The organism is Actibacterium sp. MT2.3-13A (assembly GCF_018139985.1).
Taxonomy (GTDB): domain Bacteria; phylum Pseudomonadota; class Alphaproteobacteria; order Rhodobacterales; family Rhodobacteraceae; genus JAGSOU01.
In genome coordinates this window covers 79,022-93,619 of sequence record NZ_JAGSOU010000006.1, presented here as the reverse complement: position 1 = coordinate 93,619, position 14,598 = coordinate 79,022, and the positions used below count along the sequence as shown (strand labels likewise).

The 14,598-nt window shown below is 65.1% G+C and carries 15 protein-coding genes; 3 read left to right on the top strand and 12 right to left on the bottom strand.

Annotated features, from left to right (window positions below):
• Window positions 1-488: 488 nt before the first annotated feature.
• The gene (locus KCI33_RS07440; protein ID WP_249138962.1) at window positions 489-1,454 is read left to right on the top strand and encodes an aminotransferase; all 966 of its coding nucleotides are present in this window, start codon (window positions 489-491) and stop codon (window positions 1,452-1,454) included.
• Window positions 1,451-2,365 carry a carbohydrate kinase family protein gene (locus KCI33_RS07435; RefSeq protein WP_212524140.1) on the top strand — a complete coding sequence of 305 codons (915 nt, stop codon included), beginning with the start codon at window positions 1,451-1,453 and terminating at the stop codon, window positions 2,363-2,365. The genes KCI33_RS07440 and KCI33_RS07435 overlap by 4 nt, the downstream gene beginning before the upstream one ends.
• Window positions 2,366-2,393: 28 nt before the next feature.
• Here the strand turns inward: KCI33_RS07435 and KCI33_RS07430 are convergent, their stop codons facing one another.
• The 12 genes from KCI33_RS07430 to KCI33_RS07375 form a co-directional block, all read right to left on the bottom strand.
• On the bottom strand, window positions 2,394-3,560 hold the full coding sequence (locus KCI33_RS07430; protein WP_212524139.1) for an aminotransferase class V-fold PLP-dependent enzyme: 1,167 nt from the start codon (window positions 3,558-3,560) through the stop codon (window positions 2,394-2,396).
• A gap of 20 nt (window positions 3,561-3,580) precedes the next feature.
• Window positions 3,581-3,727: a hypothetical protein gene (locus tag KCI33_RS07425; RefSeq protein ID WP_212524138.1), complete on the bottom strand. Its 147-nt coding sequence runs from the start codon at window positions 3,725-3,727 to the stop codon at window positions 3,581-3,583.
• Complete coding sequence (locus tag KCI33_RS07420; protein ID WP_212524137.1) at window positions 3,724-4,494, bottom strand: SDR family oxidoreductase; 771 nt, start codon at window positions 4,492-4,494, stop codon at window positions 3,724-3,726. The genes KCI33_RS07425 and KCI33_RS07420 overlap by 4 nt, the downstream gene beginning before the upstream one ends.
• The gene (locus tag KCI33_RS07415) at window positions 4,491-5,492 is read right to left on the bottom strand and encodes an ABC transporter permease (protein ID WP_212524136.1); all 1,002 of its coding nucleotides are present in this window, start codon (window positions 5,490-5,492) and stop codon (window positions 4,491-4,493) included. Before KCI33_RS07415 ends, KCI33_RS07420 begins: the two co-directional genes overlap by 4 nt.
• 63 nt (window positions 5,493-5,555) lie before the next feature.
• Window positions 5,556-6,596 (bottom strand): sugar ABC transporter substrate-binding protein, encoded by a 1,041-nt coding sequence (locus KCI33_RS07410; protein ID WP_212524135.1) that lies wholly within the window; start codon window positions 6,594-6,596, stop codon window positions 5,556-5,558.
• 30 nt (window positions 6,597-6,626) lie between these two features.
• A complete protein-coding gene (locus KCI33_RS07405) occupies window positions 6,627-7,409 on the bottom strand; it encodes an ATP-binding cassette domain-containing protein (protein ID WP_212524134.1) in 783 nt (260 codons plus the stop codon).
• A 15-nt stretch (window positions 7,410-7,424) separates the two neighbouring features.
• Window positions 7,425-8,588, bottom strand: coding sequence for an ROK family transcriptional regulator (locus tag KCI33_RS07400; RefSeq protein WP_212524133.1), 1,164 nt, complete (start codon window positions 8,586-8,588; stop codon window positions 7,425-7,427).
• Between the two features lie 308 nt (window positions 8,589-8,896).
• Window positions 8,897-9,757 carry an SMP-30/gluconolactonase/LRE family protein gene (locus tag KCI33_RS07395; RefSeq protein ID WP_212524132.1) on the bottom strand — a complete coding sequence of 287 codons (861 nt, stop codon included), beginning with the start codon at window positions 9,755-9,757 and terminating at the stop codon, window positions 8,897-8,899.
• Window positions 9,758-9,843: 86 nt separating this feature from the next.
• Window positions 9,844-10,779: a Gfo/Idh/MocA family oxidoreductase gene (locus KCI33_RS07390; RefSeq protein ID WP_212524131.1), complete on the bottom strand. Its 936-nt coding sequence runs from the start codon at window positions 10,777-10,779 to the stop codon at window positions 9,844-9,846.
• Window positions 10,776-11,135, bottom strand: coding sequence for a hypothetical protein (locus KCI33_RS07385; RefSeq protein ID WP_212524130.1), 360 nt, complete (start codon window positions 11,133-11,135; stop codon window positions 10,776-10,778). Before KCI33_RS07385 ends, KCI33_RS07390 begins: the two co-directional genes overlap by 4 nt.
• A 67-nt stretch (window positions 11,136-11,202) precedes the next feature.
• Window positions 11,203-12,918 carry a thiamine pyrophosphate-binding protein gene (locus tag KCI33_RS07380; protein WP_212524129.1) on the bottom strand — a complete coding sequence of 572 codons (1,716 nt, stop codon included), beginning with the start codon at window positions 12,916-12,918 and terminating at the stop codon, window positions 11,203-11,205.
• On the bottom strand, window positions 12,915-13,586 hold the full coding sequence (locus tag KCI33_RS07375; protein ID WP_212524128.1) for a cupin domain-containing protein: 672 nt from the start codon (window positions 13,584-13,586) through the stop codon (window positions 12,915-12,917). Before KCI33_RS07375 ends, KCI33_RS07380 begins: the two co-directional genes overlap by 4 nt.
• 262 nt (window positions 13,587-13,848) lie before the next feature.
• On the opposite strand from KCI33_RS07375, the gene KCI33_RS07370 reads away from it, so the two are divergent.
• Window positions 13,849-14,568 (top strand): FCD domain-containing protein, encoded by a 720-nt coding sequence (locus KCI33_RS07370; RefSeq protein ID WP_212524127.1) that lies wholly within the window; start codon window positions 13,849-13,851, stop codon window positions 14,566-14,568.
• Window positions 14,569-14,598 lie beyond the last annotated feature (30 nt).

The following is a 14,598-nucleotide window of genomic DNA, read 5'->3' as shown; positions in this document are numbered from 1 at the left end:
CAAGCAGTTTCCGCCTGAGCAAGAGCCAACACTCAGGATGCATCACCGTCGCAGGCCGTTGCCCGTACTGCCATTTTGATCCGCGAAAGCCTGCAGCTCAAGCACCTGACAAACAGAGAAAAAGCCGCTCAGTGTGCGACTTTCGATCATGAGGGCACCCGCCCTGCTCATCGGGCGCCAGAACAGACGCAGAAGAAACGTAAACCTTCGCCGCGCCATCAGTTATCGCCACGACCCTTTGTGAAGCGGCCGATCCCACCTATCAAGAAAGCCCTTGAGAAGGGCTGTTTGGCAGGAAAATCACCGCAACAGCCAATGGATATTGCCGCCTCTCTGTGTCAAGGATTGTCGGGGAAAGGGGCTATTCGCCCAGCAACGCACCCCCCCCCCGGCGAGGTCGCCGTGACCCGGGGGCATCGGCAACAGGGACATCCATGGAAGATTCAAGTGTTTCGCCTCCTCCCGGGCTGGTTGCAATCAGGGCGGAAATGGCACGCCAGAATGCCGATGCGCTGGCGACAATGAGTGCGGGGTCGCAGGCGGCCGAACGGCTGGCCGCCTCCGTGCGGCGCAACGGCAAGGTCATTCTTCTCGGCATGGGAGCCTCGCACGCGGTGGGCCGCGCGGTGGAGCCGCTGTATCGCGACCTCGGCATCGAGGCGATTGCCATCCCCCTGTCTGAACAGCTTGGCCAGCCGCTGCCGCTCAAGGGGGCCACGGTCATTGTCACCTCGCAGTCGGGCGAAAGCGCAGAGGTGCTGCGCTGGGGACAGGAACACGCCCCCAAGCAGGACGTGTTCGGCCTGACGCTGGAGGCCGGCTCGCAGCTGGCGCAGATGATGCCCAGCCTGATCGGGGCCGGCGGCAGGGAACATGCCTTTGCCGCGACACGCAGCCTGACGATCACATTGGCGCAGCACACCTCCGTTCTTGCCCAGCTTGGCGCGGATATCGGGCCGGCGCGGGCGATGCTGGAAAGCCCGGCGCAGGTCGGGCTGAAGGCTGCCCTCGCCGCCATGGAACAGGTGCGCACCATCGTCACCTCCGGCCGGCGCCTTCAGGGCGTGGCAGAGGCCATCGCGCTGGGGCTGGTGGAGCTGTCTCGCCTGCCCTGTTTCTCGCTCGAAGGTGGGCAGTTGCGGCACGGCCCGATGGAAATGTTGGGCCCCGATGTCGGCGTGGCGATGTTCCGCGGCAATGACCCCACCGCGGAGCTGGTGGGCCGACTGGCGGCAGCCACCGCCGAGGCGGGCTCTCCGACCGTGGTCTTCGACGCCTCGGGCGCCGCGCCCGTTGCCGGGGCGGTCACCGTGGCGTTGCCGAAGGCGTCCGGGCTGGCCGCGCTGTTCGCCATGCTGCCCGTGGCACAGCGGTTCATGGTCGAATTCTCCGCCACGCGCGTCGAGAACGTCGGCACGCCGGTCCGCTCCCAGAAAGTCACCCGAATAGAATGAGCAGCCAGAAACCATTGGCCGTTGTGGGCAATGTCAACGTCGATCTGATCATGGGACCCGTCGCCCCCTGGCCCGATCCCGGGACCGAGGTGATCGTCGAACATGACGAGTTGCGCATCGGCGGATCCGCGGCCAATTCCGCCCTGGCCTGGCGGGCGATGAACGCGAATTTCCAGCTGGCGGCGAACACGGGGGCGGATCTTTACGGCAGCTGGATGCGCGAGGGCCTGATGCCGCATGCGGCCGGCTGGCCCGTGGCGCCGGTCAATTCAACGATCTCGGTCGGGATCACCCACCCCGACGGAGAGCGCAGCTTTTTCACGAACAGGGGGCATCTTGAGACTTTGAGCTGGCCGCAGGTGCGCGACATGCTGGACTGGCCGGGACTGGCGGGGGGCTGGCTGCTGCTGTGCGGCGCGTTTCTGACCGAATGCCTTGCGGCGGATTACGATGAGCTGTTCGCGCAGGCCCGCCGATATGACATCCGCGTGGCGCTTGACACCGGCTGGCCGCCTGCCGGCTGGAACGACGACAACATGACCCGGGCAAGACATTGGGCGGCGCAATCGGATTGCCTGCTAGCCAATGAACTGGAGGCCACGGAGTTGACCGGTCGCGCATGCTGCGACCAGGCGCTTGGCGCGCTGTTGAAACTGGTTCGGCCGGGCGGCATGGCGGTCGTCAAATGCGGCCCCGACGGCGCGCGGGCCATGCAGCAGGCGGGAAAAGCCCTGCATGTCGCGGCGCCACGGGTTGCGGTTGTCGATACGATCGGCGCCGGCGACATCTTCAACGCCGGGTTTCTTTTCGCATTGGCCTCCGGAAAGACCGTCGAGACAGCCTTGGCGATGGGCACGCAAAGCGCCTCCCGCGCGATTTCGAGCAGTCCCCGCACCTACGATTTCGGTTGAACCGGACCTGCGCTGTGCCGGCGCCGGATCACCCCTGCAGCGCCTCGATCAGGGTGGCGATCTCGGATTCGCGCAGACAGGTCGGGTTCACATACAACCGCTCCGGGGTCAGACCCTTGCGCGCCAGGTGGACCGGAACCGCGCGCGTCAGCAGGCGCTGGTTGAACCGCCGCGCGCTTTCGGGATCGGGAAAGCGGATTTCCACCATGGGCACCCGCCCGGTATCCTGCGCCCCTGTCACCGAAACCGCCCCGCCCTCGGGAGCGTCGATCGCTGCGCCGATCCTTTCGCAGACAGAAAGCCAGCGCGCGTGGCGCGCGGCATCCCCCTCGGCCAGGAAATGATCGAGAGCCACCAGCAGCCCGAGCACATCATGCTTGCCCACCTTGCAGCAGCGGCCAATGCCCTGCCGCGGCAACCCCCTGACCCGCGTGCGGTCGATGAAATCCGCAGGCGGCGCCCAGTCGGCAAAGTGCATGTCCATGTCCAGGCTTTGCAGGGCCGCCGACATGATCAGATCCGCGCGGCCAAACAGCAGGCCCGTGCCTGCCGGCCCCCCCAGCAGCTTGCCGCCGGAAAACACGACCAGATCCGCACCCGCCGCGGCAAACCGGCGGAGATTTTCCGCCGGCGGCAGTTCGGCCGCGGCATCGACAATCACCGGAATGCCGCGCGGGCGGGCGATGGCGACGACCTCCTGCAGGTGCGGCAGGGACTGCGGGCTGGCGACGTAGACGATTGCCGCGGTCTGCGGACCGATCGCCACCTCATATTCCCAAGGCTCGGCATCACGGATGCCCGACCCGGCCAGCGGCTCCGGCAGCCCGACCTCGACCAGCTTCGCCCCGGCTGCCCGCAGCGCGTGATCGTAGCCGTTGCGGTGGCCGCGCGACATGATGAACTCATCGGGACCGTCGGTTTGCGGCAGGCTGTTCATCCGGCCGACGTTCAGCCCCGCCATCACCGCCGCCGCCGACAGCAGCAGGCCCGCCGCTGCGCCCGAGGTGACCATCCCCGCCTCTGCCCCGGTGGCGGCGGCAATGGCCCGGCTGGCCACCGCCTGCACTCCGCACATGTCCAGCGACACCCGATCGGCCGCCGCCATCGCCTCCAGCACGCCCGGGGCCAGCGGGCCGGCGGACAGCCGGGTCAGCGTGCCGGCGGCATTGATCACTGTCGGAAGGTCAGAATACACGGGCGCGCTCCCACTTCGGTTCAGGTATTGCGGTGTGACGCTTCCCCCTGCCGGCGGCGCGGGTTGGCATCGACAATATCCGGATCTGCCGCGGGGATCGGCGTCTCCAGCCGGTCCTCGCCGACCGGCTTGATGCCGAAATATTCCGCAACGTCTTTCCGCGTCATTCGGGCATGATCCTGAAATCGCCACCCTCGGGCAAAAGCTGCCCCCCGTCCACGACAATCGTCGTGCCGGTGATATAGGCGGCCTCGTCGGACGCAAGGAAAAGGAAGGCGTTGGCCACATCCTCGGGCGTGCCGAGCCGGCCCAGCGGCACCGCCTCGGCCATGTCGCGGATGAAATCGGGGCTGCGGTGGGCCTTCATGCCTTCGGTCAGGATATTGCCCGGCTCGACGCCGTTCACCGTGATCCCGTAGCCGGCGAATTCCAGCGCCGCGGCGCGGATGAAACCGTTGATCCCGGCCTTGGACGCGGAATAGTGGCCATGGCCGGGGCTTGTGACATGCGGGCCGGTGATCGACGAGGTGAACAGCATGCGCCCCGAGCGCTGCTTCTTCATCTGCGGCAGGGCGGCGCGGGCGGCAAGGAAGCAGCCGCCGAGGTTGACCTTCATCACCCGGTCCCATTCTTCGGGCGAGGTCTGTTCGATCAGCGTCCAGGGATAAATGCCGGCGTTCTGAACCAGAATATCGAGCCGCCCGAAGCGTTCGATCGTCTCGGCGACGGCGCGTTCGGCATCCTCGGCGCGCGAAATGTCGGCGTGCAGATAAAGCCCGCCGATGTCCTCGGCCAGTTCCGCCCCGGCCGTCTCCTGCAGATCGGCGAGGGCAACGCTCGCCCCGGCCTGGGCGAAGCGCCGTGCAATGCCCCCGCCGATACCGCGGGCGCCCCCGATGATCAGGGCGACCTTATCCTTGAGGCGGTTCGTCATAGCAGTTTCTCTCTCAATCGAAGTTTCAATGTGTCCAGCAGAACGGCGGCCAGAACCAGACCGCCGAGGATCACCTGGGTGAAATGGGCAGGCAGGCCCATCAGGTTGATCGCCGTGTGGATGGAATAGAGCAGCAGCACCCCCGCGTAGACACCAGGCAGCTTGCCGATGCCACCCTTCAGGCTGACACCACCGATAACCACCGCCGCGAATGCATTGAACAGCATCCCGGTTCCGAGATTGGCTGTGGCGCCGGACGTGCGGATCGCCAGCAGCCACCCGGCGACACCCGCCAGCGCCCCGGCCAGAATGAAGCTCAGCCACAGGATGCGATCGCTGTTAATTCCGGCGCGGAACGTCGCCTCGCGGTTGCCGCCGACCAGCGTCACATAGCGGCCGAAGGGGGTCTTGGCCATCAGGACCGCGAAGATGATGAAACAGGCGACCGAGATCCATGCCAGCAACGGGACCCCGAGGATGCGCTCTATGCCGATCACCCGGATCGACGGCGCCAGGCTCTGCGCGGACCGGCCCCCGGAGATGGCGACCACCAGGCCGCGCGCCCAGATGAAGGTGGCCAGCGTGACGATAAAGGCGGTCATGCCGAGACGAACAACGAAAAAACCGTTGATGACCCCAATCACGGCCCCCACCAGGATCGCTAGCAGCAGGGATGCCGGCAGCATCAGCCATTCCGGGCTCATCGTCAGACCCATGCCGATACCGCTCTTGGCGAACAGCAGCCCGGTGACCATGGCGCTGAGGGCGGCGGTGGATTCGACCGACAGGTCCAGATGGCCGGCGATGATCACGATCGCCAGCCCGATCGCCATCACGCCGACGAATGTCGATTGTTCAAGAATATTGGCGAAGATCCCGAACTGGAAATACCCCGGGATTGTCACTGAGAAGACTGCCAGAACGACAATGAGCATCAACCAGACAAGGTTATCGAGAAGGAATTCGACGGTGCGCCTTGTGCCATCCGACATTTTCATCTTGTGTCCATTCCGTTTGGAACGCCGAACCGCAGAAGCGGTCCGGCGGGTTTTCATACTTGATTACTTGACGCTTTCGACGGTGGCGCTGGGGGCTTGAAGGTTGCCCCAGAAGGTCGTGTCGTCCACGTTATCGGCCGTGATCGCGGCACCGGGGATCTTGATGTTCGGCCCCCAATCCTCGATCGTCACTTCGGACTTGAGGCCCAGCACGTCATAGGTGGCCGGCTTGATTTCCTCGCCGTTCACGACCTTGTCGGCGAACATTGCCAGCGCGGCGGCCTGAGCATAGAGCGGCTGCTCGACCTCGACCTGCTCCCAGCCCTGGCGGATCAGATCCAGACCGACCGGCGCACCGTTCGAGGACACCAGCATGACGTCACCCGGCTTCTTGCCCGCGGCTTCCAGCGAGGCCACCGCGGCAACGGCAAGATGCGCCGCGTGCACGAAGATCAGGTCGATGTCGGGGTTGACCAGCATCTGGTCAGCCACGATGGAACCCGCGTTGGAGGCCTCCCACTGCATCGCCGGCTTGGTGATGATCTCGACATCGGGATAGGCGGCCATCAGCTCTTCGAAGCCCTTCTGGATGTCCAGCGTGTAGGGGTCGCCTGGGTCGCCGAGGACCTGCAACACCTTGCCGGAAACCGTGCCGTTCTTTTCCTTGAGCAAGCGCTGGATTTCGCCCGCGGCCACATGGCCGATCTCGACGGTTCCTGCGACCGAGGTGAAGTCGATCATCGTCGAGGTGATCTGACGGTCAAAGATCATGACCGGAACGCCGGCCTCGCGCGCCCGCTCGATCGAGGGGGTCAGGGCGTTGAAATCGACCGGCGCGATGACGATCGCATCGGGCTTGAGCAGGATCGTGTCGTTCATCTGGCCCTGCTGCACGTCGGTCTTGTTGTCGGCGTTCAGCGTCACGGTCTTGTAACCGACCTGGCCCATGAACATTTCGATCGCATTGACCGACTCCGTCTGGAATTCGTCCAGCAGGGTCGGCACCATGTAATAGATCGTGCCCTTTTCCTGGGCGAATGCCGCCGAGGCCAGCATCACGCTGGTCGCCGTGGCGGTCCGTATCAGCTTAAGCATTCTCTTCATCGGTTTTTCCTCTCCAGTTGGTGCCGGCTTCTAGTTGGATCCGCCCCTGTCTTTTCCGGCTCGTGACAAGGTTGCGCCGGTGATCAGGTCGATCACCTGGTCGGGATTTGTTTCGCTGGTCTTCAGGTCCCCCGCTACGGTGCCTTGCCGGATCACGACGATCCGGTCTGCGACCTGAAAGGCCTGCGCCATAATGTGCGTGATCACGACCACGCCGATGCCCCGGTCGGCCACCCTGCGGATCATCTCGAGGCCGCGGCGGGTCTGTTCGACGCCAAGGGCGGCGAAGGGTTCGTCCAGCAGCACCAGCTTGCCGCCCCAGTGGACAAAGCGGTTCAGCTCGATCGCCTGGCGCTGCCCGCCGGACAGATGTTCGACATTGGTCCTCAGCGAGGGGATCCGGGTTCCCGCGTCCGCCATCGCCTTGGCGACGACTTCCTCCATCTCGCGTTCCTGAAGGATCGGAACGCCGAGAACCCGGCGGGTGATCTCCCGGCCCATGAAGAAATTCGCGACCACATCGGCATTGGTGCAAAGCGACAGGTCCTGGTAGACCGTCTCGATCCCCGCGGCCTTGGCCTCGCTGGGGCTGGCAAAGTGGCGCTCCTGCCCCTCAAAGCTCATCTTGCCCGAGCTGGGCTGAAGGCCGCCGGAAATGATCTTTACCAGGGTAGATTTGCCCGCCCCGTTGTCCCCCAGAAGCGCCACCACCTCGCCACGCGAGATGTGCATGTCTATTCCGCGAAGCGCCTGAATGGCCCCGAAGTTTTTCGTCACGCCCTCCAGTTTCAACAGCGGCTGTTCTTCGCTCACGTCAGTGTCTCCCTGTTATTGTAGCCGGGCCAGAAGATCGGAGCCTTCGGCCCGCGCCTCTGCCTCGAGGCTGTTACCGCCGCCGGGCGAGAAAACCCGCGACACCGCGAGCGACGCGGCCCCGCGAAGCACAGCGTCCGGGGCGCACCGGGACAGAACGACCCTTGGCGTGCGCCTGTCGTTGCGCGTGGCCACCGAATTCGGCAGCTCCTTGCTGAGTTCCAGAATCTTTTCGCACAATTCCACCGGCGCCAGCCCGCCAAGCACGATCACTTCGGGGTCGAACAGGTTCTCGATCATCACGATGGCCGAGCGGAAGATCGGGGCCACCTCGCGCAGCCAGCCCTCCTCGCCGACCTCTTCGCGGCGCCGCTCATAGGCCTCGAGCGATAGGTATCTTTCCAGGCAGCCGCGGTTCCCGCAGGGGCACGGGTCGCCATCCGGCACCAGGGGAATATGGCCGATCTCGCCGGCATTGCCCCACGCCCCGCGCATGGGCTGGCCCTGGCAGACGGCGCATCCGCCAAGACCGACCCCCATGTAGAGGTAATAGAAGTTCTGGATCTCTTCGCCGATGCCGTAGAGGATCTCGCCCCGCGCGGCGGCGGCACTGTCCCATTCCACGAAGGCCGGATAATCCACCGCCGCGCTCAGGCTTTCGGAAACGTCGATACCCGACCAGCCCTCCAGGGTGGTCGGGCCGACAAAGCTCATCGAGTCGATGTCGAACGGTCCCGGCAATGCCAGACCGACGCCGATCATCCGGCTGGCGTCGATCTCGCTGGAAAGTTCGCCGACCATGCTGGCGATCCTGTCGAACGCGTCCTGCGGCGAGATCTGGTGCGCCGCGTAGGATTTCCGCGTCAGCACGTCACCGGACAGGTTCATGATACCAGCCTCGATGCCGCGCGGGGTGACATAGACGCCGCAGGCGAAGCCGCCATCGGGATTGATCTCCAGCAGGGGCGCCGGAAAGCCCCGCCCTTTCGGCACGCCGGGCAGGAGTTTGACAAACCCGCGGTCGCGCAGCTCGGAGGTGATCGTCGAAACGGTCTGGGCGGTCAGCCCCACACGACGCGCCACCTCGGCGCGGGAAATGGGGCCGTGGCGGCGGATCGTTTCAAGCACGATGCGCCGGTTGAATGGCCGAGCAAGCTCCTGGTTTGTCCCTTTGAGCATTGGCTTTTCCCTGTTGGAATCACGATAAGGTGCGGAATATTTTTTTGTCAAATGATTTGAATTATTAATCCGGGCGGCGCAAAACCCCCAGGAACCAACGCTTCGGGTTGATTTTCCTTGCGAAAAGGGTTGTTGCGCGGGTCAGATGCCACCCGCCTCGGAGCCTTCCCAGATCGGCCCCGGCGCGGATCTCCCGCTTCAAAAGCACCCGAAATCATCCGCCGCCCTGAACAGGGCATGGCCTGTCATCCCGCTTGCACGCGCCGGTTGCCGAAAGTCATCGGGAGGCGCGGTGCCGGTTTCGACGGCTAAAGGATCACGCGGTGTTCGGGCCTGCCGGTGGCAACGCCATGGAGGCAGAGTGTCTTGCCCGCGTCGGGATGCGCCTCCAGGGTGCCGGGCTTCATGTCCTCGGTCGCCGAAGTCAGATACAGGGTCGCCATGTCATCACCGCCGAAGGCGGGGCAGGTCAGGTTTGGCGCATTGGTCTGGAACTGCGCCCGCAGGCTGCCATCGGGCGCGTAGGCGCAGACCTTGCCGCTGCCCCAATGCGCGTTCCAGAACAGGCCGGCGCCGTCGATGACCGCACCGTCGGGGATCAATCCGCTGGCCAGCAGGTCCAGGTAAACCTCGGGGTCGCCCAGCGGCCAGCCATCACGTCCCAGCCGCTGGCGCATGACGCGGCGCGTGACGCTGTCGGCGAAAAAGGCGGTCTCTCCGTCGGGGGCGAAACAGATGGCGTTGGGAATGCTGATCCCGTCGAACAGCTTGCGCAGTTCGCCACGCCAATACCGATAGATCGCACCGGCCTTCCGCTCGGCCCGCTTGCTCATCGTGCCGATCCAGAACCCGCCCAGCGGATCGGCGCGCCCGTCGTTCGACCGGGTCAGGGGGTTGTCGGCCTCCAGCGCGACGAGCGGCTGGGACAGCCCCGTTCCGATATCGAATACCGACAAACTGCTTTCGGACGCGATCAATAGGCGGTCGTCATCCACCCAGCCGGCGGCGGACACATTTTCAGGAAAATCCCAATGCAGCTGCCGCTCTCCCTCGCGCGACAGCAGCCTTTTGCCCGTGATGTCGAACCAGAAGAGCTGCCCCCGCGCGGGGTGCCATAGCGGCCCCTCGCCCAAAGTGCAGCGACGATCGTCGAATACGGTTGCGTTCATTCGTTCCCACTCCGTTGGGCAGGCCCTGCGGCCTTCGGCGGAAAGTCCTCGGGCCGGGCCGTCCGCGGGCGACCGGCGCGCCACGTTCAATCTGAAAACGGCGCAGTCACCACCCGGCGCCCCAGCAGAAAGGCGTCAGCCACATGCATCAGCGGCCGGTCATCCATGTCCTGCCCGCCGGTGGCGAGCAACTCGGCAAACCGCGCGTAGACGCCGGCGTATTCGGCATCCGGCCCCTCGGAACGAACCGCGCCATCGATGGCCAGCCGCGCCCCGCCGTCCGACAGAACCAACGTGCCGGCATCGGTTTCGACCCGCACGTCCCAGACCGGGGTGCCCGCGTGACGCCAATCCAGTTCAACGCCGATCGCCGCCCCGCCGACCGATCGCATCTGCACCCGCGCCGCGATCGGGGTTTCGCAGCTTTCGGGGAAATGCAGCTCTGACGCGGCGACGAAAGCCGGCTCGGGCAGGATTTCCGTAAGCACCGACAAGGCGTTGATGCCCGGGTCAAAAACGCCAAGCCCCCCGGCCCGCCAAATCCATTTCTGGCCGGGGTGCCAATAGCGCACATCTTCCTTCCAGATGATCTCGGCCCCTGTGATCTTCCGATCCTTCAGCCAGTGCCGCGCCTCGGCGACCGCATGGGCAAAGCGCGAGTGCCACGTGGCGAAAATGACAAGCCCCCTATCCCGCGCCAGATCCGCGAGGGCCCGCACCTCTGCCACGCTCGCACCGGGGGATTTCTCCAGCAACACTTGCCGCCCCGCCTCCAGCGCCCTGCGCGCGAGGTCAAAGCGGCCCTGCGGCGGCGTGCAAAACGACAGGGCGCGGATGTCGGGCCGCGCGTCAAGCATCTCGTCCAGGGCCGCGAAATGTTCCACGCCGGCAATGCCCGCCGCGTTTGGATCCACCGTCGCCGCGAGTCGGAAATCGGCGCTGTCGGACAGCACCGGAACATGCTGATCCAAGGCAATCTTGCCAAGACCGACAATCGCGACCGGTCGTCTTTCCCCCGTCATGTCACACCGCCTTTCTGCCGCATCCGCTCGACGCCTTCCGCCCGGCCAATGCCGATGCATCCGCGCGCCGATGTTTCGGGCATTCCTGCACGCGGCGATCGCCTTTTCAACCGCAAGAGCGCAAAGCCGCCCTGGACTGCCCCCATCTTGACGCAGATCGCCACGGGGAACGATCCGCGCTTCTTGCGCGTGGTATTGCCGAAGCCGACGCAAGCGGAGGGCATGGCCGCGCATGTCCGCTCCACGTTCTTCGGGCGGCCCTCTGCCGGATCGCCGGGCAAGGACTGCATCGCGGCAATCCATTTGCCGTCGATGAGAGGGCACCCGTGCGGTTTGGCGATTGGCTCGTCGGGCACGATCCTGTCTCCGCTTTCAGATTTCGGAAAGTCGCTTCGCGCTCGACCAAGGATTGCCGCCCTTCGATCACAACGCCACGTTTTCCGCTTTGCGGCGCAAGGCGTTAGCGCGGATAGTGCTGAGCGTCGTTCGCGGAGAGATGCTTTCGGCCTCGATACGGCACTCGATGAGCGCCGGCCCCTCGGATCGCAGTGCGCGGTCAAGCGCGCCGGGAATGTCCTCGGTCCGTTCCAGAACCTCGGAGTGAAAGCCGTAGGCGCGCGCCAGCACCGCGAAATCGGGATTCACCAGATCGGTCGCATAGACATGTTCCGGATATTCGCGCTCCTGGTGCATGCGGATCGTGCCCAAGGTGCCATTGTTCACCACGATGATAAGGGGATCCAGCCGGTTCTGCATGATCGTGCCCAGCTCTTGCCCGTTCATCTGGAAACAGCCGTCCCCGGCAAAGCAAATGACCTGTCGCTCCGGTGCGGCGAGCTTGGCGGCGACGGCGGCGGGCACGCCATAGCCCATCGCCCCGCTGGTTGGGGCAAGCTGCGTGCGATAACGGCGGAACTGGCGATGCTTGTGAATCCACGCGGAATAGTTCCCGGCTCCGTTCGTGATGATCGCGTCTTCATCCAGCCGCTCTTGGAGCGCGGTCATCAGCACGCCCATGTCCAGCGCACCGGGCTGCTCTCGCGGTGGCAGAAGCGCCTCGTAGCTGGCGCGGGCCTGCGCGGTCCAGGCGGAGCGCGCGGCGCTATCGGGCAACCTGCGCTCCGCGAGAGCCTGCGCGAAAGCCGAGCTGTCGGCGACCACGGGAATATCGGGATAGTAGACGCGCCCAAGCTCCCCGCCGTCGGGATAGACATGCGCCAGCACTTGCGCGCTGCGGGGGGGCTTCGGTGCGGTGTAGCCCTGCGTGGTCATGTCGCCCAGCCGGGCGCCGATCACCAGCAGCATATCCGCCTCGCGCACCAGCGATACCACCTCGGGATTCGCCGCGATCCCAAGATCGCCCGCATAGGCGGGATTGGCATTGTCGAAATAATCCTGGCAACGCAGCGAAGTGACGACGGGCAGACCGGAGCGCTCAGCGAATTCTTCGAAGGCTTCCTTCGCCGCGTTGCTCCAGCCTGGCCCCCCGAGGATACAGAGCGGCCGTTCCGCGCGCGCCAGCGCCGCCTGCACGGCATCCACGTCCGCAGGCCCCGCCGCCGCCACGACCTTGCGCGCCGGCGGCAGATCCTCGACTTGGGCCAATTCCGTCAAGACGTCTTCCGGGAGCGCCAGCACCACGGGTCCGGGCCGGCCCGACTGCGCCAGGTGAAAGGCATGGCTCAGGTGCTCTGGGATGCGTTCGGCGCAATCCACTTCGGCCACCCATTTGGCGAAAGGCGCGAACATGTGCCGGAACTCGACCTCCTGGAAGGCCTCGCGTTCCCGGTGCCCCCGGGCGACCTGACCGATCAGCACGATCATCGGCGTTGAATCCTGAAAAGCGGTGTGAACGCCGATGCTGGCATTGCAGGCACCGGGGCCGCGTGTCACCACGCAGACACCCGGCCTGCCGGTCAGCTTGGCATATGCATCGGCCATGTAGGCGGCACCGCCCTCTTGCCTGCAGGAGATGAAGCGCAGCGCCTCCTTCCTGTTGTGAATGGCATCAAGCAGCGCGAGGAAGCTCTCGCCGGGCACGCCGAAGAGGGTCGTTGCGCCGTTGGCAATCAGCCCGTCAGCGAGAATTTCTCCACCCCGGCGAGGTTTTTTTGCGGCTGTCGTAACTTGTTGCGTCAAAGGACAATCCTCTCTTCATGGAAACGTTCGTAGGCGGCGGGCCGCGGGCGGCGGACCTCTCCGTCGTCCAGGAAGACGAAGGAGTCCTCCCCCAAGGCGTCTGCCGGCAAGACCAACAGGCGGACAAAGGCCGTGAGGCAGCCCTGGGCAGAGCGGCCGATCACCGCCTCTCCGGGCCCCTTCTCAAGCCAGGAATCCCCGGGGCGGAGTTCGCGAAGGTGATCGTCGATCTGTGCTTCCAGATGGCCCTCGATCAGCACCCGCAAACCGCTGCCGAGGTGCGTATGGCGCGGAGTCTCGACACCCGGTTTAAGGTCGACCCGTTCGAAGCGCAGCACGGCCTCATGCCCGGTTGCCGCACGCTCCCCGGGAAGAAGCGGCATGTCGTAGCGCATGAGTTCGGAAAGCCCGCTCGGCACGTCTGCACCGGCCGCGCCGGAAGCATCGACCTCCCACAGAAAATAGCGCCCGGCGGGATCGAGCGTGTCGATCCGGCAGGCGGCACGCCCCAGCGCCCGGCCCTCGCCCGCCTGTAACGTTTCAGCTGTGCCGTCGGCACAGGTCAATCTCACTGCGCCCCGCCAAGGATAGAGCGCCCGCCAAGAACCGGCGGTCAGGTCGACACGGCTCGAGTCTCCCTTGAAAAGTCGTGCGGTGCCTACCGGCATGGTCGTTCTCCCTTACAAGGACGCCGGGCGCGCCGAAGCGCGGGTCCGGCGGAAATGACTGCATCACGCTCCGCTATTGCAACCATTTGTAAACCAATGTAATTTTGGTCTTGATTGTATCTGAATATTGGAGCGACGTTGGTGCAACGCGATGCAGGGTTCCGAATGGTCGTTACGCTGTCTTGCTTGCGCAGGATGCAGCAGACGCTATGTTCCGCGGCATCCACGGTGCGGTCAGCGTCCCAACCTTCCGGAAGAGCGAATGCTTGCAGATAGTTCAAAACCATTAGGTCGCACCAATATTCGGCAGAAGGCGGCTGCGGACCGCGAGGCGATCTACACATCCATCGTGCAGGCAATTCGCAACGGCGATTTCGCGAAGGGCAGCAAGCTGCCAACCGAGCGCGAATTGTCCGAACAGTTTGGCGCGGCGCGCAATTCGGTGCGGCAGGCGCTTGACACGCTGGTGCGCGAGGGCACGGTGTCGCGGCAAGTGGGGCGCGGCACATTCGTGACCGGCGGCGCCGCGACCGACCGCCCCCCCACCTCGCTTGGCATGAACCTGTCGCTTCAGGAGATCCTCGAGGTGCGGGCGCTGCTGGAGCCGCAGATCGCGAATCTGGTGGTGGAACGCGCCGATGACAGCGATTTCGCAGCGATGGAACGTTGTCTCGATGGCATTCGCGACGCGCGCGACTGGTCCGAATACAAGGAATGGAAATACGAACTGCACCTGACCATGATGCGTGCAACGGGAAACCGCTTCCTGGTGCAGATTTTCGAGGCCATCATTCGTTCGCGGCGCGAAGACCAGTGGGGCCGCGCCGGCGACAACGGCATCATCCCCGATGATGTCCGTGCCGCCACCCTGCGCGCCAACGAACATATCGTCGAGGCGCTTCGCGCCGGGCGCACGGACGAAGCCAGCCAAGGCATCCGGCGGTATCTGAACGAGATCCTCGCCTCCGTTCACGGCATCTGAGGGCGGCGCGGGCGTCACCCTTGCCGCCGG